This window comes from Campylobacter sp. RM12654 (assembly GCF_020137585.1).
Lineage (GTDB): Bacteria > Campylobacterota > Campylobacteria > Campylobacterales > Campylobacteraceae > Campylobacter_E.
Genome location: NZ_JACGAR010000008.1, coordinates 15,067 through 38,657 on the forward strand (window position 1 = coordinate 15,067; position 23,591 = coordinate 38,657).

At 29.3% G+C, this 23,591-nt stretch carries 25 protein-coding genes and 1 tRNA gene; 19 read left to right on the top strand and 7 right to left on the bottom strand.

Annotated features, from left to right (window positions below):
* Window positions 1–157: 157 nt before the first annotated feature.
* Window positions 158–1,504, bottom strand: a complete 1,347-nt coding sequence (locus tag AVBRAN12654_RS03860) for a cation:dicarboxylate symporter family transporter (protein ID WP_336613984.1) — start codon at window positions 1,502–1,504, stop codon at window positions 158–160.
* Window positions 1,505–1,586: 82 nt separating this feature from the next.
* Here AVBRAN12654_RS03860 and AVBRAN12654_RS03865 point away from each other — a divergent pair, with 82 nt between their 5' ends.
* The 4 genes from AVBRAN12654_RS03865 (at window position 1,587) to AVBRAN12654_RS03880 (ending at window position 5,037) form a co-directional block, all read left to right on the top strand.
* Window positions 1,587–1,913, top strand: a complete 327-nt coding sequence (locus tag AVBRAN12654_RS03865) for a rhodanese-like domain-containing protein (RefSeq protein WP_214117496.1) — start codon at window positions 1,587–1,589, stop codon at window positions 1,911–1,913.
* A 267-nt stretch (window positions 1,914–2,180) separates the two neighbouring features.
* On the top strand, window positions 2,181–4,250 hold the full coding sequence (locus tag AVBRAN12654_RS03870) for a ribonucleoside triphosphate reductase (RefSeq protein WP_442862313.1): 2,070 nt from the start codon (window positions 2,181–2,183) through the stop codon (window positions 4,248–4,250).
* Window positions 4,247–4,378, top strand: coding sequence for an anaerobic ribonucleoside-triphosphate reductase (gene nrdD / locus AVBRAN12654_RS03875; RefSeq protein WP_214117495.1), 132 nt, complete (start codon window positions 4,247–4,249; stop codon window positions 4,376–4,378). Before AVBRAN12654_RS03870 ends, nrdD begins: the two co-directional genes overlap by 4 nt.
* A complete protein-coding gene (locus tag AVBRAN12654_RS03880) occupies window positions 4,375–5,037 on the top strand; it encodes an anaerobic ribonucleoside-triphosphate reductase activating protein (protein WP_336613985.1) in 663 nt (220 codons plus the stop codon). The genes nrdD and AVBRAN12654_RS03880 overlap by 4 nt, the downstream gene beginning before the upstream one ends.
* A gap of 27 nt (window positions 5,038–5,064) precedes the next feature.
* On the opposite strand, the gene bamD is transcribed toward AVBRAN12654_RS03880, so the two are convergent.
* Entirely contained in the window at window positions 5,065–5,727 is a 663-nt protein-coding gene (bamD, locus tag AVBRAN12654_RS03885) for an outer membrane protein assembly factor BamD (protein ID WP_214117493.1), read from the bottom strand.
* 83 nt (window positions 5,728–5,810) lie between these two features.
* Here bamD and fliW point away from each other — a divergent pair, with 83 nt between their 5' ends.
* Together fliW and AVBRAN12654_RS03895 are read left to right on the top strand one after the other, a co-directional pair.
* Window positions 5,811–6,221: a flagellar assembly protein FliW gene (gene fliW, locus AVBRAN12654_RS03890; protein WP_214117492.1), complete on the top strand. Its 411-nt coding sequence runs from the start codon at window positions 5,811–5,813 to the stop codon at window positions 6,219–6,221.
* Complete coding sequence (locus tag AVBRAN12654_RS03895) at window positions 6,218–6,955, top strand: pyrroline-5-carboxylate reductase (RefSeq protein WP_214149682.1); 738 nt, start codon at window positions 6,218–6,220, stop codon at window positions 6,953–6,955. The genes fliW and AVBRAN12654_RS03895 overlap by 4 nt, the downstream gene beginning before the upstream one ends.
* A gap of 29 nt (window positions 6,956–6,984) precedes the next feature.
* Here AVBRAN12654_RS03895 and AVBRAN12654_RS03900 read toward each other — a convergent pair whose 3' ends face one another.
* From AVBRAN12654_RS03900 to rpsL, 5 genes are all read right to left on the bottom strand, one after another.
* On the bottom strand, window positions 6,985–7,518 hold the full coding sequence (locus AVBRAN12654_RS03900) for a YagU family protein (RefSeq protein ID WP_214117490.1): 534 nt from the start codon (window positions 7,516–7,518) through the stop codon (window positions 6,985–6,987).
* A gap of 955 nt (window positions 7,519–8,473) precedes the next feature.
* Window positions 8,474–8,550: transfer RNA gene (locus tag AVBRAN12654_RS03905), tRNA-Arg, on the bottom strand.
* A gap of 58 nt (window positions 8,551–8,608) precedes the next feature.
* Window positions 8,609–10,684, bottom strand: coding sequence for an elongation factor G (gene fusA, locus AVBRAN12654_RS03910; protein WP_214117489.1), 2,076 nt, complete (start codon window positions 10,682–10,684; stop codon window positions 8,609–8,611).
* A 12-nt stretch (window positions 10,685–10,696) separates the two neighbouring features.
* Complete coding sequence (gene rpsG, locus AVBRAN12654_RS03915; RefSeq protein ID WP_214119742.1) at window positions 10,697–11,167, bottom strand: 30S ribosomal protein S7; 471 nt, start codon at window positions 11,165–11,167, stop codon at window positions 10,697–10,699.
* Window positions 11,168–11,245: 78 nt separating this feature from the next.
* A complete protein-coding gene (gene rpsL / locus AVBRAN12654_RS03920) occupies window positions 11,246–11,653 on the bottom strand; it encodes a 30S ribosomal protein S12 (protein WP_214117487.1) in 408 nt (135 codons plus the stop codon).
* A 170-nt stretch (window positions 11,654–11,823) separates the two neighbouring features.
* On the opposite strand from rpsL, the gene AVBRAN12654_RS03925 reads away from it, so the two are divergent.
* Genes AVBRAN12654_RS03925 through AVBRAN12654_RS03985 form a run of 13 tightly spaced genes read left to right on the top strand, consistent with a single transcriptional unit; the run spans window position 11,824 to window position 23,586 of the window.
* A complete protein-coding gene (locus AVBRAN12654_RS03925; RefSeq protein WP_214117486.1) occupies window positions 11,824–12,213 on the top strand; it encodes an NAD(P)H-quinone oxidoreductase subunit 3 in 390 nt (129 codons plus the stop codon).
* Complete coding sequence (locus AVBRAN12654_RS03930; protein ID WP_214117485.1) at window positions 12,195–12,695, top strand: NuoB/complex I 20 kDa subunit family protein; 501 nt, start codon at window positions 12,195–12,197, stop codon at window positions 12,693–12,695. Before AVBRAN12654_RS03925 ends, AVBRAN12654_RS03930 begins: the two co-directional genes overlap by 19 nt.
* Window positions 12,695–13,486, top strand: coding sequence for an NADH-quinone oxidoreductase subunit C (locus AVBRAN12654_RS03935; protein ID WP_214119743.1), 792 nt, complete (start codon window positions 12,695–12,697; stop codon window positions 13,484–13,486). The genes AVBRAN12654_RS03930 and AVBRAN12654_RS03935 overlap by 1 nt, the downstream gene beginning before the upstream one ends.
* On the top strand, window positions 13,486–14,712 hold the full coding sequence (nuoD, locus tag AVBRAN12654_RS03940) for an NADH dehydrogenase (quinone) subunit D (RefSeq protein ID WP_214149680.1): 1,227 nt from the start codon (window positions 13,486–13,488) through the stop codon (window positions 14,710–14,712). The genes AVBRAN12654_RS03935 and nuoD overlap by 1 nt, the downstream gene beginning before the upstream one ends.
* Complete coding sequence (locus AVBRAN12654_RS03945; protein WP_214117482.1) at window positions 14,709–14,936, top strand: NADH-ubiquinone oxidoreductase subunit E family protein; 228 nt, start codon at window positions 14,709–14,711, stop codon at window positions 14,934–14,936. The genes nuoD and AVBRAN12654_RS03945 overlap by 4 nt, the downstream gene beginning before the upstream one ends.
* A complete protein-coding gene (locus tag AVBRAN12654_RS03950; RefSeq protein WP_214149678.1) occupies window positions 14,933–15,580 on the top strand; it encodes a hypothetical protein in 648 nt (215 codons plus the stop codon). Before AVBRAN12654_RS03945 ends, AVBRAN12654_RS03950 begins: the two co-directional genes overlap by 4 nt.
* Window positions 15,570–17,975, top strand: coding sequence for an NADH-quinone oxidoreductase subunit G (locus tag AVBRAN12654_RS03955; RefSeq protein ID WP_214117480.1), 2,406 nt, complete (start codon window positions 15,570–15,572; stop codon window positions 17,973–17,975). Before AVBRAN12654_RS03950 ends, AVBRAN12654_RS03955 begins: the two co-directional genes overlap by 11 nt.
* Window positions 17,968–18,963, top strand: coding sequence for an NADH-quinone oxidoreductase subunit NuoH (nuoH, locus tag AVBRAN12654_RS03960; RefSeq protein WP_214117479.1), 996 nt, complete (start codon window positions 17,968–17,970; stop codon window positions 18,961–18,963). The genes AVBRAN12654_RS03955 and nuoH overlap by 8 nt, the downstream gene beginning before the upstream one ends.
* Window positions 18,964–18,972: 9 nt before the next feature.
* A complete protein-coding gene (gene nuoI / locus AVBRAN12654_RS03965; protein WP_214117478.1) occupies window positions 18,973–19,644 on the top strand; it encodes an NADH-quinone oxidoreductase subunit NuoI in 672 nt (223 codons plus the stop codon).
* A complete protein-coding gene (locus AVBRAN12654_RS03970; RefSeq protein WP_214117477.1) occupies window positions 19,637–20,146 on the top strand; it encodes an NADH-quinone oxidoreductase subunit J in 510 nt (169 codons plus the stop codon). The genes nuoI and AVBRAN12654_RS03970 overlap by 8 nt, the downstream gene beginning before the upstream one ends.
* Window positions 20,143–20,421 (top strand): NADH-quinone oxidoreductase subunit NuoK, encoded by a 279-nt coding sequence (nuoK, locus tag AVBRAN12654_RS03975; protein WP_214117476.1) that lies wholly within the window; start codon window positions 20,143–20,145, stop codon window positions 20,419–20,421. The genes AVBRAN12654_RS03970 and nuoK overlap by 4 nt, the downstream gene beginning before the upstream one ends.
* Complete coding sequence (gene nuoL, locus AVBRAN12654_RS03980) at window positions 20,412–22,217, top strand: NADH-quinone oxidoreductase subunit L (RefSeq protein ID WP_442862314.1); 1,806 nt, start codon at window positions 20,412–20,414, stop codon at window positions 22,215–22,217. The genes nuoK and nuoL overlap by 10 nt, the downstream gene beginning before the upstream one ends.
* Window positions 22,210–23,586, top strand: a complete 1,377-nt coding sequence (locus tag AVBRAN12654_RS03985; RefSeq protein WP_214117474.1) for a complex I subunit 4 family protein — start codon at window positions 22,210–22,212, stop codon at window positions 23,584–23,586. Before nuoL ends, AVBRAN12654_RS03985 begins: the two co-directional genes overlap by 8 nt.
* The last annotated feature ends 5 nt before the right edge of the window (window positions 23,587–23,591 follow it).

Here is a 23,591-nt window from a genome sequence, read left to right on the forward strand (position 1 = left end):
TAATTCAGGTAAAACCTTATTTTTCTTGGTTTTCATTATTTTTTTTAATAAAAATTGTTGCTATGCAAACTAGCACAGCAAATAAAGAAAAAGCTTGTTCTAACACTTGCATTTGATATCCTTTCATATTGCAGGATATCAAAAGCAAAAAGTATTCCTAATCTTGTATTTTAAAATCATTAGGGTGGTCTAGTGCGTAGCGGAATTTTTCCATATCTATTTGTTTATTCCATATAGCAACTATTAAGCAAGCAACAGAGTTACCGCATAAGTTTCCACACGCTCTCATCTCACTCATAAACTTATCAACTCCTAATAAAACGGTGATTGTTGCAACAGGGATTAAATTATCTCCTAATGAGCTAAGAGTTCCTGCTAAAACGATAAAGCCGCTTCCTGTTACTCCAACAGCACCTTTACTAGTAACCATTAATATAAGTAAAATTGTAATTTCTTGCCATAGGCTAATATCTATATTAAATGCTTGTGCTAAAAATATTACAGCCATAGCTAGATAAATATTTGTACAATCTAAGTTAAAGCTATATCCAGTAGGTAAAACTAAACCAACACAGCTTTTATCAATTCCTGCTTTTTCTAATTTTTTCATAAGTGGTAATAATGCACTTTCACTTGAGCTCGTTGTAAATACGATTAATAATTCTTTAGCTATAAATCTAATGAATTTAAATATATTTACTTTAGCCACATAACAAATTATTCCTAAAACTCCAAATATAAATACACAACAAGCAGCAAGCATAACAAATAATAAATATCCCATATTTACAAGTGAGCTTAAGCCAAATTTTGATATTAGATAAGCCATAGCACCAAATGTAGCAAGTGGGCTAAAATACATAATTAAAGTAAGAATTTTAAATACAAATGATTGGAACACTTCTAAGGCTTTTTTGATATATTCTCTATCTTGTTCTTTTAAAGTTATTACAATAAATGCTGTAAATAATGCTATAAATAAAACTTGCAATGTTTTTCCATCTGTAAATGGGCTTACTAAATCTTGTGGAATTGCTCCTTTTAAAACTCCCCAAAAACTACTTTCACTACCTTGAGAAGCTTTTACATATTTATCAACACTTGATGCATCTAAAGCATTGATATCAAGATTCATACCAACTCCAGGTTGTAAAATTCTAGCCATAAATATACCAACTATTAGAGCAAGTGTGCTTACTACTTCAAAGTAAATTACAGCCTTAACACCAATTCCGCCGATTTTTTTAATATCTCCTAGCCCAACTATTCCTAGAATAATCATTACAAAAATGATAGGTCCAATTAAAAGCTTTAATGCTTTAATAAACATATCAATAAACACTTTAGACCAAATAGCTAGATTTTCTATTCCAAGTGCTTCTATTTTAATAGGAGGCATGGCTCCAACAACAATTCCTAGGATTAATCCTACAATAACCCAAAAAATAAGGCTTTTAAAATACCTGCTCATTTTTTTTTCCTTTTTTAGATAATATTCACTCATAATAACCAAAAAAATATTTTTTTGATAATTTTTAATAATAAATTAGATAAAAAATGTTACGAATTTACACAAAGGATAAAATATGAATATAAATATCAATGCAAAAGATATAGATTTTGACAAACATTTAATAGTAGATATTAGAACTCAAGAAGAAATTGATGAATTTAGTTTAGAAGATACTTTACTTTATCCTATAGATTTTAATTCAGCTGATGAAGAAATTATCAAAAAAGACTTTGATGAGATTATTAAAAATAATTCTAAAACATTAGTAATTATGTGTAGAAGTGGAGCAAGAAGTGCGTTTTTATGTGAGTTTTTAAATCAAAAAGAAAAAATCGCTCTTAATTTATCAGGTGGTATTATTGCAATGTGTCAAAATTACCCAGATAAAGTAAAAAATTAATTAAAATCATTACAATATGTAACATATTTGACTATTTATAATAATTATTATTAAAATAGTCAAATAATTAAAATTTTTAAAAAATTCTTATTTTAAATTCTTTTTATCAAAATCAAACAAAGTCCGATACGATAAATGTTTTAAATATTTTAAAATTATTATTAATTACTTTAAAGTTTCAGTTTGATTTTGGCTTAACTTAGTAGCAACTTTTCTTTAACTTTTAAAAATAAAATGAAAATATTCATTATAAAAAGGACAATCAAAATGATACTTAAAAGAAATGGATTAAAAGAAGTTTTTAAACCTTATAAGATAGAAAATGCTATCAAAAAAGCTTATGCAAGTTGCAATAAAGAAGCTTCAAATTCTTTAATATCTTTAGTTATTAAAGAGTGTGAAAACAAAGACTTAGTAAGCGTTGAAGAAATACAAGACAAAATTGAAAAAACACTATTTAATGAAAAAGAATTTGAAGTATTGAAAAACTTTATGCTTTATAGACACACTAGAAAACTTCGTCGTGAAAAAGACCTAGAATATGGCACTTATATTAACTGCTCAAATACAATAAGCGAATATATAAACAAAAGCGATTGGAGAATTAATGCTAATTCAAACACAGGCTATTCTCACGCAGGACTTATAAATAATACTGCAGGAAAAGTTATTGCAAATTATTGGCTAGATAATGTCTATAGTGATGAAATGGGCTTAGCACATAGGAATGCTGATTTTCATATACACGATTTAGATTGTCTTAGTGGATATTGTGCAGGTTGGAGTTTAAGAGTATTATTAAATGAAGGATTTAATGGGGTAAGAAGTAGGGTTGAAAGCAAAGCTCCTAGGCATTTTAAAGAAGCTTTAGGGCAAATGGCTAATTTTTTGGGTATTTTACAAAGTGAATGGGCTGGAGCTCAAGCGTTTTCAAGCTTTGATACTTATCTTGCTCCTTATGTTTTTAAAGATAAATTGAGTGATTTAGAGATTAAAAAGGCTTTAATAAGTTTTGTTTATAACCTAAATGTCCCTGCTCGTTGGGGGCAAAGTCCATTTACTAATATTACTTTAGACATAGTTTGTCCGCAAGATTTAAAAAATCAATTTCCAACCACTAATGATATTCATTTTTTTAAGGGCATAAAAGATGATGAGTTAGAACAAAAGGCAAAAATGCGTGGCAAAAACTCACTAGAAGAGCTAACTTATGGTGATTTTGAAGAAGAAATGCAAAGAATTGTTAGGATATTTTATGAAGTTTTAAGCGAAGGCGATAAAAATCATCAGCCTTTTACCTTTCCAATACCTACTATAAATCTTACTGAAGAATTTGATTGGAATAGCGAAGTAGCTGATGCGATTTTTGAAAATACAGCAAAAATGGGCTCATCATATTTTCAAAATTTCTTAGGCTCACAATATAAATTAGATGAGTTTGGCAATAAAGTAGAAGATGAAAATGCTTATAAACCAAATGCGGTTCGCTCTATGTGTTGTAGGCTTCAGCTTGATTTAAGAGAATTGTTAAAGCGTGGCGGTGGGCTTTTTGGAAGTGCTGAAATGACAGGAAGTATTGGTGTAGTTACTATTAATCTAGCTCGTTTGGGGTATTTGTATAAAGCAGATGAAAAGGGTCTTTATAAACGCTTAGATGAGTTATTAGTTTTAGCCCGTGATAGTCTTGAATTAAAAAGGGCTTTCATTCAAAAAATGTATGATAGGGGGCTTTATCCTTATACTAAAAGGTATTTGCCAAGTTTTAATAATCATTTTTCAACTATAGGGATAAATGGGGCTAATGAAATGCTTAGGAATTTTAGCAATGATGCTTATGATATAAGTTCAGAAATAGGAAAAGATTTTTGCATTAAATTAGTAAATTATATTAGAGAAAAAATTAAGCAATTTCAAGAAGAAACAGGTAATTTATATAATCTTGAAGCCACTCCAGCAGAAGGGACGACCTATCGTTTTGCTAAAGAAGATAAAAAAAGATTTAAAGATATTATCCAAGCAGGAAATGGCGATGAGATTTATTATACAAATAGCACTCAACTACCTGTAAATTACACTGATGATCCATTTTTTGCACTCAATATGCAAGATGATTTGCAGTGTGCTTATACGGGTGGAACCGTTCTTCATCTTTATATGAAAGAAAGATTAGAAAACAAAGAAATTTGTAAAAGATTGGTTCAAAAAATAGCGAATAATTATCGTTTACCATATTTTACGATAACGCCTGTTTTTAGCGTATGTCCAATACATGGATATATTGCAGGAGAGCATGAGTATTGCCCTAAATGTGATGAATTGTTAAAGGAGAAAGAATGAAAAATAACGAAAAAAGAACAAAATGTATGGTTTATACTAGAGTAATGGGTTATCACAGACCCGTAGAAAGCTTTAATCTAGGCAAAAAAGGAGAACATAAAGAAAGGAAAATGTTTGTTATCAAATGATTTATGATATTACCCCTTTTAGTATGATTGATTATCCTAATTATATCTCTTGCATAGTGTGGATTGCAGGTTGTAATTTAAGGTGTAAATATTGCTATAATGAGCATATTATCAATGGTTTTTCTAATGTAAGTAAAAATCAATTAAAAAGCTTTTTAGAAAGTAGAGTAGGTTTGGTTGATGGGGTTGTTTTTAGTGGTGGAGAATGCACTAATTCTTCTAATTTATTAGATTATATAAAATTAGCAAAAAGCTTAGGCTATTTAATCAAAATTGATAGCAATGGCTCAAATCCTAATGTAATTAAAAATATTTTAGAAAATGATTTAGCAAATTATTTTGCTATTGATTTTAAAGCTCCTAAAGAGAAATTAAAAGCTCTTACGGGGCTTGATTATTTTGATGAGTTTGATAAGACTTTAGATATTTTGCTAGATTTTAAAGCAGAATTTGAAATAAGAACTACTTGGCATTTTGACTTACTTAGCGTTGATGAAGTGCTTAAGATGAATGAGTATTTAAGAAAAAAAGGTTATAAAAATAAATATTATTTGCAAAAATTCCTAGAAGTGCCAAATATTGCTAATCTAAAGCAAAGCATTAAAACGATTGATTTTAATAGACTTAATGATGATTTTTTGTTAAGGAATTTTAATTAAATAAAATTTAGGAATTAAATTCCTAAATCAAAGTGCGTAGCTGCTTTCAAATAATCTTCTATACCAAGGAAGTCTTGGTTTTATATATTTAATATCGTTTAAATCACTATCTTTAATCTTTTTATCATAGATTTCTTCGCTTATATCATGCCCCATTCTTCTATATAAATTCCTAATATCAGTATCTAGCATAATTTGAGTAAGATTTAATTTAGTCTTAATGCTATTTACTAAAGGCGTATATTTTGAATTTTTATAAGTAGATAAGAAAATATCAGCATCTTTAATTGAGTCTAAAAGCAAATATTGATTTCTATTAGGCAATGAAAAAGCATAAAAATTATTTCTAATTTTAAGGTAATTTAGCCATTCGTAATTTTGGCTATTACCATATAGCTTTATATATTCATCTATGTAATAATTTGCTAATAAATACTCGTGCTCATTTGCGTGTGCTTGTGATAAAATTAGCATAGCACTTGCTAAAAGTGGGCTATTTATATGCTCGCTATACAAAGATATATAATCACTATCTGCTTTTTCTAAATCATTCTTTTTTACACTTTCAATGATTTTTTCTAACCAAGCACTATCGCTTAAATTATAATCATCAAACATATCTTTTTTATTGCTAGCACAAGCGCTAAAAAATATCGTTAAAATTAGTAAAAAAATATTAAGTTTTTTCATTTATTTTCCTTTAAAAAGGCGATTATAAGTTCTAATGTTAAATATTTATTATATACTTAGGATATTTTTTTAAAGGAGAAATAATGATATTTGAAGTTAAGTTTCCTATATTAGGTTTTGAAGATACTACAAAAGTAGAGTTAGAAAAAATGTATGATTGTTTCGCGAGATTAAAGAGTGTTGATGGTAGAGGTTTTACATTTACTATGCTAAATCCTTATGCTATTTGTAAAGAATACGAATTTGATATGCCACTTTCTTACAAAGCTTTACTTGAAGTTACAGCTAGTTCAAATATTGAAATTTATAATATTTTGATTTTAAATAAAAGCGTTGAAGAATCTACTATAAATATGTTAGCTCCGGTGATTTTAAACCACGATAATAACACTATGGCACAAATTATTTTAGACCCAACTCAATATCCATTCTATCATCCAACAGAAAAGATTAAAAATTTCTTACAACAAAATATGAATGAACTAAAGCAATGAATGAAAATATTTATATCCTTGGCAATGGCAAAATGGCGAAAGCTATTGCTAAAGGATTAGAAAATTCAAATTTTAATGTGGTTTTTGTAGTAAGAAATAAATTAAATGTAGGTATTAAAAATTGTATTTCTTATGAAGAATTTGATATTGCTAATAAGATTTGTATTTTATGCTTTAAGCCATATAATTTAGATGAAGTTAGTAAAAAATTTTTAGGTAAAACTGCAAAAATTATCATTAGTCCTTTAGCAGGAATTAGTATTGATAGTTTAAAAGTAATTGCATCTGAATATTATTTAAAAATTATGCCAAATATTGCTGCTGAATACAATAAATCTTGCACTACTTATGTAGGAGATAAAACTCATAAATATTTTGATTTAGCTTTAAATATTATTAAAGGTTTTGGGGTGGCAATAGAATGTGAGAATGAAAATGAGCTTAATTTAGCTATGGCTATTAATGGTTGTGCCCCTGCGTTTTTAGCATTAGTTGCTGAAGCTTTAGCTAATGGTGGAGTTAGCATAGGGCTTAAAAACGATAAAGCTTATGAGTTGGTAAAATCATTATTTGCCAGTTTTGAGAGTTTAATTGCTAATAATCATCCAGCATTAATTAAAGAAGGCGTATGTTCTCCTGCTGGAGTTAGTATAAAAGGTGTTAATGTTTTAGAAGATGAAGCTGTTAGAAGTGCTTTTATAAAAGCTATAAAAGCTAGTGCAAGTAAAAATTAATTTACACACCTATAAAAGGTGTGTAAAGCTTATTCAATATCAGGTGATTTTGTAATTCTATTTCTTATATCTCTTCTTACTATTTCCATTCCCCATAGCCATACAATATGTCCAAATATTTCTGATAAATGTTCATCAAATGGAATTTGTGATAAAGGAGGAACTTGTGCTATTAAAGGCATTACAATTACATGCGCGAATAAATATACGAAGAATCCAAATACAGCACCTTGCCACATTTTAATACGAGGCCAAATTTCTGCAATCATACAATACATAACACCAAATACGATTGAAAATCCAACATGAACAATGAAAATTGATAAAGGCATATCCATACCTGAAAACATATAAGTAAAATCAGTAGGCATACCAATTTGTTCTAAAAATATTTTAGGTGGAGTGGTTCTTTCTAATGCATCAAGAGGCCAAACAAAATTAGGATTTCTTGGTGGAAATGGCACTTCCCAGCCCCATTTAACAATAGCACCGAATATTCCAGCTAGAATTCCAATCCAAAAAGATAAAGCCAAACGCCTATCGCTAGGTTTTGTAAAAGTCATAAAATCTCCTTAAAAATAAATTAAAACTGAATTATACTAACTAATATTAATAATTAAATAAAATATATTATCTTTTAATAATATTTATTAATTAATTACCTAAATTATTAATTTTATTTAAATAAATTAATATAGTTTTTCATACTATTAATTTAAACAAATATATATTTTTTATATATTATTTTATAAAATTTTAAAAGTATTATTTTAAATTATTTATAAATAATATATAGATAATTATTTTAAGTATATGTTATAAATTAGAAAAGTATAGTGATAGTATTTGTAAAATAAAAATAAGGTTTGTAGTATTTAATTTATAATATATGTTTTTTATTGATAATAAAAGCTTTTTTTATTTCAAGTATTGCAACTGCTCTTATATTTATTTAAACTTATGGTATAAAGCTATAATTTATATGCTAATAATTACAATATTATTTTCTCTATATTGGTTACATTTAATAATCATAGTCTTATCCGTGAATATTTAAGATTTTTGATAATTGCTAGTTTAGTTAATTGGAAATAATATATTTAAACATTTTAGAATTCAAATACATAAATTATACTGCATTAGCATTTGCAATTTTAGTATACAAATCAATATATTAAGCTTAAAATTAGTGCTTAAATACGATTAAATATATTAGAATTAATATTTTAAAATATTAAGAGTATTTTTTAATAGTAATTAATAAAGAGAATGCAAAATCACTTATACATTTAGTTAAATTATTAGATTGGTTATATCTCACATAAATATAGTAGAAACGCTTTCTTTGTGCCTTTTAGGTTTTATGCTTTATCACTCGCTATTTATTTATGATTGTTTCTTAGTAATTTTTTAAATATTTTAAGTCTTATTATATATTTTTATAAGTAAAGATAAAAATATATAATAATTATAAAAAATACTTTAGAAGCTTAAATATATTTTAAAATAAATATTAAGTGGTGTCCCCAACAGGATTTGAACCTGTGGCCTTAGAATTAGGAATTCTACGCTCTATCCAGCTGAGCTATGAGGACTAAAAGATTTGATTATTATTTTTTGAAGAACTAGGGATTAAAATCCCTAGTTTAGATATTACATATTTCTTTTTTTGATGATTTCTTCAGAAACATTTCTTGGAACTTCACTATAGTGGTCAAATTCCATTGAATATGTAGCACGACCTTGTGTTTGGCTTCTTAAGTCAGTTGAATATCCAAACATTTCAGCAAGTGGGCAGAATGCTGCGATGATTTTATTTCCACCACGCTCATCCATACTATTTACTTGACCACGGCGTTTATTTAAATCTCCAATTACATCACCCATATAATCTTCAGGTGTTTCAACTTCAACTTTCATAATAGGTTCAAGTATTACAGCACCAGCTTTTCTAGCACCTTCTTTAAAGCCCATTGAAGCAGCTAATTTAAATGCCATTTCGCTTGAGTCAACTTCGTGATAACTTCCATCAAATAGTGTAACTTTTACGTCTTCTACAGGATATCCAGCTAAAACACCATTTTGTAATGCTTCTTGAATACCTTTATCAACTGCAGGAATATATTCTTTTGGAACAACCCCACCTTTAATATCATTAACGAATTCGTATCCTTTACCTGGCTCAAGTGGCTCAAGGCGTAAGAATACATGTCCATATTGACCACGACCACCAGATTGTTTTGCATATTTGTATTCTTGCTCAACACTTTGGCGGATTGTTTCACGATAAGCAACTTGTGGCTTACCTACTTCAGCATCAACTTTAAATTCTCTAAGCATTCTATCTACGATGATTTCAAGGTGTAATTCACCCATACCTGAAATAATAGTTTGTCCGCTTTCTTCATCAGTTGAAACTCTAAAGCTTGGGTCTTCTTGTGCAAGTTTATTAAGTGCGATACCCATTTTTTCTTGGTCAGCTTTAGTTTTTGGCTCAACTGCAACACTAATAACAGGATCAGGGAAATCCATTTTTTCTAAAATTACTTTATCTTTTTCACTTGCTAAAGTATCACCTGTTAGTGTATCTTTTAGACCTACGATAGCACCAATTTCTCCAGCATAAAGTTCTTTAATTTCCTCACGCTTGTTTGAGTGCATTTTTAATAAACGACCAATTCTTTCTTTTTTATCTTTTGTTGCATTGTAAGCATAACTACCACTTTCAAGTTTTCCACGATAAACACGAACGAAAGTAAGTTGTCCAACGAATGGGTCAGTCATAATTTTGAATGCTAATCCTGCAAATTCGCCATCATCAGTTGATTTAACACTTGTTTCTGTGCCGTCTTCATATTGACCACGAATATCTGCAACTTCATCAGGAGCTGGTAAATATTTTACAACAGCATCTAGTAGTGGTTGAACACCTTTGTTTTTGAATGCAGTTCCGCAGCACATAGGAATAATTGATAAGTCAAGGCAACCTTTTTTGATACCTTTGTAGATTTCATCGTTTGTTAATTCTTCTCCACCTAGGTATTTATCCATTAGTTCTTCACTAGTTTCAGCAACTGCTTCTACTAATTTTGTTCTATATTCTTCAGCTTTTTCTTTTAAGTCAGCTGGAATTTCAATTTCTGTATAATCTGTTGGTTTTTTATCATCATCCCAAACATAAGCAACCATTTTTACTAAATCAACTACACCACGGAATGTGTCTTCAGCACCAATTGGAATTTGAATTGGAACTGGATTAGCTTTTAAACGATTTTTAATTTGTGCTTCAACATTATAAAAATTTGCTCCAACTCTATCCATTTTATTTACGAATACTATTCTTGGAACATGATATTTATTTGCTTGTCTCCATACGGTTTCACTTTGTGGTTGAACTCCACCAACAGAGCAAAATACTGATACAGCACCATCTAAAACCCTCATTGAACGCTCAACTTCAATAGTAAAGTCAACGTGGCCTGGGGTGTCAATTAGGTTGATTTGGTGGTCTTTCCAAAAGCAAGTTGTAGCAGCTGAAGTAATTGTAATACCACGCTCTTTTTCTTGCTCCATCCAGTCCATTGTAGCTGTACCTTCGTGAGTTTCACCAATTTTATGACTCATACCAGTAAAGAATAAAATTCTTTCTGATGTTGTAGTTTTACCTGCGTCAATGTGCGCAGCAATACCAATATTTCTAACACGAGATAAAGGAGTTTGTCTTGCCATTTTAACTCCTTTTTACCATCTATAATGTGCAAATGCTTTGTTCGCTTCTGCCATTTTGTAAGTATCTTCTTTTTTCTTGAATGCTGCACCTTTGCTATTTGCTGCATCCATTAACTCACCTGCTAATTTTTCAATCATTGTTCTTTCGCTTCTTTTTCTAGCGTTTAGAATAATCCAGCGAATTGCTAGTGCTTGTTGGCGAACAGGGCGAACTTCAACAGGAACTTGATAAGTTGCACCACCAACACGGCGTGCTTTAATTTCTAAAACAGGTTTTACATTTTCAATAGCATCATTAAATACATCTATACCTTTAACTTCGCTATTTTTAGACGATATTAAATCAATCGCACCATATAAAATTTCAGTAGCAACAGATTTTTTACCATCATACATTAATGAATTAATAAATTTTGTAATTACTTTACTACCATAAATAGGATCAGCTAGAACTTCTCTAACTTGTGCTCTTCTTCTTCTCATTTTTTCCTCTTCAACTTTAAATTATAATTTACTCAAATTATGCCGCATATCTAAGCTGCAAATCTGTGAAACTCGTTTTTATTTTTTGCCTTTTGTAGGAGCTGCTGCTTGACCTGGCTTTGGTCTTTTTGTTCCATATTTTGATCTTGAAACTGTTCTCTTTGCAACACCTGCAGTATCTAAAGCACCACGAACGATGTGATACTTAACACCTGGTAAGTCTTTAACCCTTCCGCCACGCACTAAAACGATGCTGTGTTCTTGTAGGTTGTGTCCTTCACCACCAATATAACTAATAACTTCAAATCCTGTTGTTAATCTAACTTTTGCAACTTTTCTTAACGCTGAGTTAGGTTTTTTAGGAGTTGTAGTATAAACTCTTGTACAAACGCCACGTCTTTGTGGGCAATCTTTTAACGCTGGTGATTTTGATTTAACAATCACTTTTTTGCGTTCTTTTCTAACCAATTGATTTATGGTAGGCACGTTTCATCCTTTCAAAAAATTTATTAAAAAGTCGTGATTATATAATATTTTTCTTAAAAAAGTTTTAATACTTTTAACCTTAATTGAGAACAAGAAATAATTAAGTTTTTTTCACTATCATTTACGAATTATTTTTTAGTAAATCCAAAAAAATTTTGAAAGGAATTAAAATGTCTAGTTCAGATGTGGATATTCAGTATTTCGGCATTTTAGCAATGTTAGTTATTGCTACAGGCTTATTTTTTGGACTAGTTTTTTTAGCAAAAACAATAGGAAATTCTTTAGCTAGAAAAAATAGAAAAAAATTAGGCTTAGGACCTTATGAGTGCGGACCTTTACCGCAAAAACAAGCAGTTAAAATAAATTCACAATTTTTTATTTTTGCTTTAATTTTTATCTTGTTTGATATAGAAGTTGTTTTTATGTATCCTTGGGCTTTAATGTATAAGCAATTAGGACTTTTTGCATTGATTGAAATGGTTTGTTTTTTTGTTTTACTTTTAGTTGGTTTTATCTATGCGTATAAAAAAGGAGCGTTACAATGGCAGAGCATCAATTAAACACAAATGGAATGCCAATAGCTTTAACTTCGGTAGATAAGTTAGTTGGTTGGGGTCAAAGTAACTCTTTATGGGCATTTTCTTATGGTCTTGCTTGTTGTGCTATTGAGATGATGGCTGGTGGTGGTTCAAGGTATGATTTTGATAGATTTGGAACTATTTTTAGAGCAAGTCCAAGACATAGCGATGTAATGCTTGTAGCTGGAACTCTTAGTAAAAAACATGCAGAATTTACAAGAAGATTATACGATATGATGCCTGATCCAAAGTGGGTTATATCTGTTGGTAGTTGTGCAAACACTGGTGGTATGTTTAATACTTATTCAACAGTTCAAGGTGTTGATAGGATAGTTCCTGTTGATATTTATGTTCCTGGTTGCGCTCCACGCCCTGAAAGTTTTCAGTTTGCTTTAATGATACTTCAAAAGAAAATTAGAAAAGAAAAAATATCTAAAAAAATAGCAGCAAAAAGGTTGGTGTAATGAGAGAATATAAAGACAAGATTAATGCGCAAAAGCAAGACTACTACAAAGATAGATTTTATCACGCACCACAAACTACTAAAATTGATATAAAAGGTAGTGAATTTGAATATTTATTTGATGAGTTTAATAATAATTTTTCTGTTTTAAATTCTTTTATTGAGCTTGATATTGCAGTTTTTATAATCAATAAAGAAGATAATTTAAAGGCTTTAAGAAAGGCTAAAGATTTAGGTTTTACAACTTTTACTGAATTGATTTGTTCTGATTATTTAGCTAAAGATAATTCTTATGAAGTTCAATATCTTTTATTAAATATGAATAAAAAACAAAGGCTTAGAATAGTTACAACCTGTAAGGCAGATGAAACTATTGAAAGTGGAGTTTGTGTATTTAAGGGTTTAAATTGGTCTGAAAGAGAAGCTTATGATATGTTGGGTGTAAATTTTATTAATCACCCTAACTTAAAAAGACTATTAATGCCTGATGATTGGTTTGATTATCCGCTTAAAAAATCTTATCCTTTAGAAGGAGATGAATTTGCCAAATGGTATGAAATAGATAGAATTTTTGGTAAGGAATATCGTGAAGTTGTAGGGCCTGAAAATCGTGATTCAGGAAGAGTTGATTGTAATGATACAAATAATTTTTCTAGAATTTATCACGAAGTTCCAAAAGGAGCTGAGCCTATTAGTATTGCTTATAAACAAGAATATCAAGAAGATGAAGGCGTAATGTTTGTTAAGAAAGTTAAGCGTGCTGATTCAAAATTCATAGAAGGAAGAAGATAATGCAAATACCATCAAAGTTAAAACCTTATTATGAAAATGTAGCCTTTAGTAAAGAAGATGGCAGAATGATTATAAATCTTGGTCCTCAGCACCCAAGCTCACACGGAAACTTAAGATTAGTGTTAGAGCTTGATGGGGAAAAAGTAGTTAAATGCACTCCAATGATTGGTTATATGCATCGTGGTATGGAAAAAATGGCTGAAAATATGATTTATCAAGAATTTATTCCAACTACTGATAGAATGGATTATGTAGCAGCAAGTGCAAATAACTATGCTTATGTAGCAGCTGTTGAGAAGCTTTGTGGTTTAGAAATTCCTAGAAGAGCTCAAATCATTAGAATGATGTTATTAGAATTAAATAGACTTGCTAGTCATTTATTATGGCTTGCAACTCACGCACTTGATATTGGAGCAATGACTGTATTTTTATATTGCTTTAGAGAGCGTGAATATGTTATGGATTTAATAGAAAAATATTGTGGTGCAAGACTTACGCATTCATCTATGAGAATAGGTGGTGCAATGCTTGATTTACCAGCTAATTTCACTCAAGAATTATTAGCATTTTGTGATAAATTCTTAAACGATGTAAAAGATTATGAAACCTTACTTGATGATAATAGAATTTGGCGTCTTAGAACAGAAGGCGTTGGGGTTGTTACAAAAGAACAAGCATTAAGCTGGGGTTGTAGTGGCGTAATGCTTCGTGGAAGTGGAATTGAATGGGATATTAGAAAAGAAGAGCCATATTTGCTTTATAATGAAGTTCAATTTGGTGTTCCCGTTGCAAACCAAGGAGATACTTACGCAAGATATAAATGCTATATGCAAGAGTTTCGTGAGAGTGTAAAAATACTTAGACAATTAGTGCCTATGTATAGAGAGAGTTCTCCTGAATTAATTTGCAACAATAAAGAATTTGTAAGTGCAAGTAAAGAACAAATTATGACTCAAAATTATTCTTTAATGCAGCATTTCGTATTAGTTACTCAAGGTCTTCGCCCACCTGTTGGAGATGTATATGTGCCAACAGAAAGTCCTAAAGGAGAACTTGGATATTTTATTAAAAGTGATGGTTCAACTAGACCTTATCGTCTTAAAGCTAGAACTCCTAGTTTTTGGCATTGTTCGTTTTATGAAGAGCTTTTGGTTGGAACTTATGTGGCTGATGTTGTGGCTATTATGGGTTCAACAAATATTGTTTTAGGGGAGATTGATAGATGAGAAGAATTGACCTTAGAAAAAGTAAAGATTTATTTGCTGATTTAAAAACTCATATTGATAATGCTAAAGCTAATGAAGTTTTGGTTGTTTTATTTGAAATCGGAGATTTTTCTAATATTGATAAATCTTATGAATTTGTAGCTAATAATAATTGTAAGATGATGAACTCACTTAAGTTTAATCAAAGTGATTGGACTATAGTTATTAAAAAGGAAGCAAAATGAAAATATTAAGCTTCTTAAATTATGCAAGTAAAGAAGTCTTAAGTCATTTTAGCCAAGATGAAATAGTAAATATCGGTAGTTTTTACGATGAGAGATTAAAACAAAAATTTTATAAATGCGAACTAGGAACCGAAAGCTATGTTTTAGCATTGTTTTGCACTATGCTTAATTTAAGCGAATTTGATATAGGCGAACTTAGTGCTGAGAGTTGTTTTGGAGAAGAAGAAGCTAGTGAGATTTTAGAATTTTTAAAGAGTGCTGATTTAATTTTATTAGATAGTAATTTGCTTTATCATAAAGACAAAAGTATATATTATTTTGCAAGTAAATTGGCTAAACATTTTGATTTAAAACTTATGTTTGATTATGAATTAAAAGATGTTGAGTTGGTTGAATTAGATGATAATAATGGGCTTATTTTATATGAATGTTTAGATAATGATGATTTTATAGTAAGTCCAGCTTTTGCAAATCTTGCAAAAATTAAAGAATTTGATTTAGTAGAAATTAAAACAAAAACTAAAACATTAAAAAAGAAAGTAAAAATTGATAATAGTTTAAAAGGATTATTTGCATTAAGTAAAAAAGATAATGCTTATGCGTTTAGTCCTTGTGTGGTTAAAGGAGTAAGCAATGAAAATTAACATTAATGGTAAAGAATGCTTAGCTAATGATGGCGATTATGTTTTACAAGTTGCTCGTGCTAATGATATTTTCATACCTGCAATTTGCTATTTAAATGATTGCAGTCCAACTTTAGCTTGTAGAATGTGTATGGTTGAAATTGATGGCAAACGCTCATACGCTTGTAATACTAAAGTAAAAGATGGAATGCAGGTATTAAGCAATACTAAAGAATTATGGGACGAAAGAAATGCTATTATGCAAACTTATTGCATAAATCACCCATTACAATGTGGAGTTTGTGATAAAAGTGGAGAATGTGAATTACAGAATTTCACGCATAAAGCACAAGTAGATACTCAAAATCATTGGATAAAAGAAATAGATAGAAGACATCAAGATTGGGGTGCTTTACAATATGACCCAAGTCTTTGTATAGTTTGTGAAAGATGTATTACCGTATGTAAGGACAAAATCGGAGATAGCGAGTTAAAAACTATAGCTCGTGGTGGAGATGCGCCTGATAAAGATTTTAAAGATACTATGAGTAAAGATGCTTATGCAGTTTGGACAAAATTTCAAAAATCACTAATAGCTCCACAAAATGGAACAACTTTAGATTGTCAAGAATGTGCTGAGTGTGTTAGTGTTTGTCCGACCGGTGCAATTATTAATAAGAATTTTCAATATCGCTCAAATGCTTGGGAACTTACTCGCATACCTGCTAGTAATCCACATAGTAGTGATTGTGAGCTTATGTATTATGATGTTAAACAAAAAAGTATTAAAGATAATACTAAGATGGTTTATAGAGTTTCAAATGATTTTCATTTTACTACTTTAAATAAGGCTGCAAGATTTGCTTATGATATAGCAAGTGATTGTAAAGGTAAAGATGAAGTAGAGTTTAATCGCTTAGTATCGTTGTTTAAAGATAATAAAATTAAAAATGTGAAATTTAATAGCTATATAACAAATGAAGAAGCATATATTTTAGAATTACTTAGACAAAAATATGGCTTTAATTTAGTAAATAATGAAGCTTTATGTTTTCAAGATTTCTTAAAGACTTTTTGCGCTCATTCAGGTAGTTTTTATAATGCAAGTAGTGATGATGTTAAAAAATCTGATTTTATCGTAATTGCAGGAAGTTTTTTAAGACACGATAATCCTACTTTATCTTATAAGGTAAATAATGCAATTGTTATGAATAAGGGTGCTGGACTTTATTTTCATCCTATTAAAGATACAAAATTTTCAAAAATTGCTAAGAATTTCGTAAGTGTAAATTGTGATTATGGTAAAGAAGCTCAAGTTTTAGAATTTATTTTACAATATTTTGCAAAAGACTTGCCGCAGGATTTAGCATATATCAAAGACGCTTTTTATGAAGAACAAATTGAAGTAGAAGTTAAAAGTAAAGATGCTGAAGGCAATGAGATTAAAGAGAAAAAGCAAGAAACAATCAAAAAATCAAGTCTAGCTAAAGAATTAGGATTTGATGAAGATAAATTAAAAGATTTATTACTTAAAAAAGCTAATTTTACTTTAATTATCGGAAATGATTATTTTTACCATGAAAATGCAAAATATTTAGCGTATTTACTTGCAAATATCCAAAAATTAACTGATTTTAAAGTTATGTTAATCCCACCACGCACTAATACTTTAGGTGTAAGTTTATTGTGTAAATTAAGTAAAGCTAGTGATGGTTTTACGCTAGGATATAATGAGCGTGGAGATTTCTCATTCTCAAATGATGAGCATAATAATCTTGCTAGTTCAAATCTACTTGAGCAAGAAGGAACATTTGTAAATTATGATAAAAGGCTTGTTCCTACGAATGCTGCACTTAAATTTAAAGGATATTATTTAAATGATTTAGCAAATGCTCTTGGATTAGATGCACTTTATACGATTGAATATACAGAGCAATTACCTAAAGATAAAGGCTTTTTAAATATTGCTTTTGATGATTTGACAAATCATTATGATAATGCAGGAAATAATCATCGTGGGTATTTAATTGATACTTGTGAGTTTGTAAAGAATTTAAAACAAGATAATCAAATTCCACAAAATATAAAATCAACTTGCGAATGTAAAAAAGATGATATTGTAATACTTGCAAACCCAATTGGAAATCTATCAAAATATACTAATAAATCAAGCTTTTTTAACGAATGTGCTTCACTTTACGCAAGTAAAGATTATCTAGCTAAACATAATTTAAAAGAAAATTCTATGGTTAAGATTTATGATGATAAAGATGAAATTATTATAAAAGTAGTTTTAGATAAGAATATTGAAAATGGTGCTTATTTACCTACTTTTGATGATAAGATTAATCCTTATAAATTCTTTAAAACAAGACGCTACTATGCGTTAAATATAAAGGAAATTAGCTATGAGTGAGACTATGTTTTTTATAATCGTTACGCTGATTAAATGTCTTTTAGTAATTGCAATTTTTGCTTCATTAGCTGGATTTGCAACTTATTTAGAAAGAAAGGTTTTAGGTTATGTTCATAGAAGACTTGGGCCTGATATGGTAGGACCTGCTGGTGTTTTACAAATTGTTCCTGATATGATTAAATTATTTACAAAAGAAGATTTAATTCCATATATGACAAATAGTAAAGTATTTAAAGTAGCTCCTTTAGTATCAGCAATTTGTGCTTTTATGGCTTTTGCTGCTGTGCCGATTTTTCCTGAATTTACATTATTTGGGCATACGATAAAACCAATTATTGCTGATGTAAATATAGCAGTTTTATACATTGCTGGATGTTCATCGCTTTGTGCTTATGCTATATTTTTAGGCGGTATGTCAAGTTCTAGTAAATATCCTTTAATAGGTGGTGCTAGGGGGCTTGTTACTATCATATCTTATGAAGGCGTTAGTGGTCTTTGCTTATTAGCTGTTGTTTTATTAACTGGTTCTATGAGCTTAGTTGATATTAACGCTTATCAAGAAGGTGGAATTTTATCTTGGTTAGTATTTAAACAACCAATTGCATTTGTTTTATTTACAATAGCAATTTTTATTGAAACAAACAGAACTCCTTTATGTCTAGCAGAAAACGACCCTGAATTGGTTGCAGGTTATGGCACTGAATATAGTGGTCTTCGCTGGGGAATGTTTTTTATAGGCGAATATGCTAGTATGATTTTAGGCTCAATTTTGATTACTTTATTATTTTTAGGTGGATATAACGATTTTTATTTCATACCAGGCGCTATTGCTATGATTTTAAAAATATGCTTTGTATTTTCTTGGTATTTTTGGGCTAGGGGGACTTTCCCACATTTAAGGGCTGATCAAGTTATGAGAATGAGCTATTTGATATTATTACCTGTTGCGGGTGCGAATTTAATCATAACTGCGTTATTGGCTTTATAAGGAGAATATATGAAAAAATATTATGTAGTAGATGAAAAAAGAAAATTAATTCTTACTCCTTATGAAAAATTTATAAGAAGTGTTAAAAGATGTTTAAATACTGATTTAATCAGCGGTTTAGCATTTATAATTAATGAAACCTTAAAAAGGGGTAATTCAGCAACTATTAAATATCCAATGGAAAAAATCAAATTAGATAATCGTTATCGTGCTGTGCATAGATTGCAAAGATTTATTGAAAGCGAAAATGAACGCTGTATTGGTTGTGGGTTGTGTGAAAAAATTTGTATTTCAAATTGTATTAGAATGGAGACAAAATTAGGCGATGATGGTAGAAAATTAGTAAGTAATTATTCTATTAATCTTGGTCGTTGTATTTATTGTGGATTTTGTGCTGAGGTTTGTCCTGAACTTGCTATCGTGCATGGTGTTGAATATGAAAATGCAGCAGAGCAAAGGTCATATTTTGCACATAAAAAAGATATATTAACTCCAATTGATAATCTAATTAATCAAGTTGAATTTGAAGGTGCTGGAAGTTTAAGAGCTGATGCTGATGATTTTGTAAAAGTTACGCCAAATTATTATGATGTAATGAAAGCAAGAGAAAGTGAAGCTTCAATTTCAAATTCTAGCGATACAAAAGAAGATAAAACGAATAAAGAGGCAAAAGATGTTTGAGTTAATTATATTTTATATTTTCGCTGCTTTAGTTGCGGGATTTTTTATAATTGCGGTAAGTTCTAAAAATATTTTATATTCTCTTAGCTCTCTTGCTTGCGGAATGGTATTTTTAAGCGCTCATTATTTTTTATTAGGAGCAGAGTTTTTGGGTGCTGCTCAAATTATAGTATATAGTGGGGCTGTTTTAGGGCTTTATAGTTTTGCTATGATGTTTTTTGATTTAAGCAAAGAATTAAAAGAAAAGCTAAAACATAAAAAAACTTTTTTTAGTTTAAGTATTTTAGCGAGTGTTCTTATGATAATTATGACTTTAGGATTTAAGTTAAATTTATCTCAATCAAGTTTATTGGTTAGCGAAGAGCTTGAAAATACTCGTAGTTTAGGGATTATTTTATTTACAAAATACCTTTTAGCTTTTGAGATAGTTGCAGTGGTTTTACTAATGGTAATAATAGCAGCTATTGTGCTAGTAGCAAAGAAGATAAAGGAAGAACAATGAATTATTTATTATTATCAATTGTATTGTTTTTGATTGGTTTAGTAGGAGTATTAAAAAGACAGAATTTAATAATGTTTTTTATATCTACTGAAATTATGTTAAATGCTGCAAATTTAGCTTTTGTAGCAATTTCAAAAATGCACAATGCTTTAGATGGGCAAGTTTTTGCTATTTTTATTATGGCAATAGCAGCTTGCGAAGTAGCTATTGGGCTTAGCTTTTGTGTGATTAAATATAGACGCGATAAAAGTCTAGATTTTGGAGAGTGCAAATGAGTTTATTATGTGTTTTATTTTTACCATTATTAAGTGCAATTTTTGCAGGAATTTATTCTTTTTCTCCAAAAAATAAAGTAATAGGTTATTTTTGTTCTTATTTAATGCTTTTAGCTTGTATTTTTGCTTTTATATCTTTATATTATTTAGCAGATAAGAATTTGTATATTAGTTTGGGTCATTGGATAGGAATTTTAAATGTTAATTTCGGCTTTTTAATAGATTCTGTTAGCCTTACTATGATGTGCGTTGTAACATTAGTTGCTACTTGTGTGCATTTTTATAGTATTTATTATATGGAGCACGATGAAGGTTTTAATAAATTCTTTGCATTTTTAGGCTTGTTCGTATTTTGTATGCTAATTTTAGTAATGAGCGATAATTTCTTATTATTATTTGTTGGATGGGAAGGCGTTGGTCTATGCTCTTGGTTATTAATCGGCTTTTGGTATCAAAATGAAAAATTCTCATTAGCAGCAAATGAAGCCTTTATTATGAATAGAATAAGCGATTTTGCAATGCTTTTAGGAATATTTTTAATATATTTTAATTTCGGAACTTTAAGTTATAAAGAAGTATTTGCTATATTAAGCTTTCACGAAATGTTAAATCCTAATTTATTAACTTTAATTGCTGCTTTATTATTTGTTGGTGCTATGGGTAAATCAGCTCAATTTCCATTCCATACTTGGCTAGCAAATGCGATGGCAGGTCCAACACCAGTTTCAGCATTAATCCACGCTGCTACGATGGTAACTGCTGGTGTTTATTTGGTAATTCGCTCTCACGATTTATTTTCGCAAGTTCCAAATGTAAGTTATTTTATAGCTTGTTTAGGTGCTTTTGTAGCTTTATTTGCTGCTTCAATGGCAATTGCTGCAAAAGATTTAAAAAGAATTGTGGCATTTTCTACACTTTCTCAACTTGGATATATGTTCGTAGCTTGTGGTTTAGGAGCTTATAAAATAGCATTATTTCATTTAGTAACTCACGCATTTTTTAAAGCATTATTATTCTTAGGTGCTGGAAATATTATGCACGCAATGCACGATGAATTAAACATTTACAAAATGGGTAAATTATATAAACCTATGAAAGTTACAGCAGTTTTAATGATAATTGCAAGTTTAGCTTTAAGTGGTATTTATCCATTCGCAGGATTTTTCTCAAAAGATAAGATTTTAGATTTTGCATTTGTAACAGAGCATTTTGGCTTATATTCTGTTTTATTATTTACAGCATTTTTAACAGCGTTTTATAGTTTTAGACTATTAATGATGGTATTTTTTGCTCCAAAAAATCACACAATCCATCCACACGAAGCAAAACCTATAGCATTAATTGCAATGCTACCTTTAGCAATATTAGCAATTATTGCAGGTTTTTGGGATAGTAAATTCTTTGATTTTATTAGAATTCCTATGCAAGAATTACACCATAATTATGTATTAATTGCTATTTCTTTAGTGGTTGCTATAGTAGGAATAGTTTTAGCTATAGTAGTTTATAAAAATGGTGCAAAAGAAACTTGCAATTGTAAATATAAAAAGCTTTTAGAAAATGAATATTATATACCTAAATTATATGAGATTATTTTCATACAACCTTATAAATGTTTAGCTAAAGTATTAACAGGATTTGAAGAAGGTCTATATTCATTTATTTTTGAATGTCCTAAAAAGCTTTTAAGTCTTGTTTCTTGTGAGAACAAAAACAATAACTTAACTCTTCACATTGTGTTTATTTGTGCATTTTGTGTGTTTTTACTTTTAACAATGGTGGTGATATATGCTTAGTTTATTGATATTTTTACCTTTAATTTTTGGGGTTAGTGCATATTTTATAAATGATAAGGCTTCTAAAATTAGCGGAATTTTATTTTCTTTTATAATTTTATGCCTTAATTATTATGTAATAATTGATGAAATTCATACATTTAACTATACTTTAATAAAAGCTTTTAATTTTGGGATTAATTTAAAAGCTGATGAGATAGCATTTACTTTAGCTTTTGTGGCAAATTTAATGCTATTTTTGTCAATGTGCTTTTTTTCTAAACAAACAAAAGACTTTTTAATAAGTGCTATGATTTTAAGTGCTTGTATGAATGGTTTATTTTTAGCAAATGATGCTTTATTATTTTATATTTTTTGGGAAGTTTCATTATTTCCACTTTTATATTTAATGGTTAAAAACAATGAAGCAAAACTAGCTAGGTCATTTTTTGTATTTGCATTTTTAGGCTCAATTTTTATGCTACTTGCTATGATTTATCTAGCTTATAATGCAAGAGTTAATGATGCGATTTTAAATTTTGATATTAGTTATTTCTCAACTACAAATTTAAGTCCTATTGAAAATACTTTATTATTTATAGGATTTTTCTTAGCATTTGCTATAAAAGCTCCTATTTTTCCATTTCATAGTTGGGCTATTAAAACTTATTCAAAAGCACCTAATTTTGTTTCTGTAATGCTTGCAAGTTTTAAAATGGCGCCTTTTGGAATGATTAAGTTTTGCCTTCCTTTATTTGCTGTTAGCATTAATGAATTTAGTGGGATAATTTATACATTATGTATAATTTCAGCAATTTATGCAGCACTTCTAGCAAGCAATGCGAAAAATTATAAAGAATTAAGTGCAATGAGTTCAATATCACACTTAGGAATTATTTGTTTAGGTATTTTTTCTATGCATCCAATTGCTTTAAGTGGAGCTGTTGTTTATATGGTGGCTCATGCTATTGTAAGTGGGGCAATGTTTTTTTACGCTGAAATTTTAAAAGATAATTACAAAACTTATAATCTAAGTGAGTTAAAGGGCTTAGCTAAACATATGCCTTATTTGACATTTATTTTTGGAGTTTTATTATTTTCATCAATTTCTTTACCACTTACTATAAGCTTTGCAGGTGAGTTTTTGGTTCTTTATGGAGTATTTGCAGCTAGTAAGATGGCTGGAGTTTTTGCTACTTTAGTTGTGATACTTGGAGCTGTTTATATGTTAAATATGTTTAGAAATAGCTTTTTAAGTAAAGAAAATGAAGCTAAAGACATAAAGGTTAGTTTATCTAAGATAATAATTTTATCTTTCATAGCTTTGATTATAATTGTATTTGGAGTAAATCCTAATATAATTTTAGATTATATCAACTTTGCGGTATAAGGAGA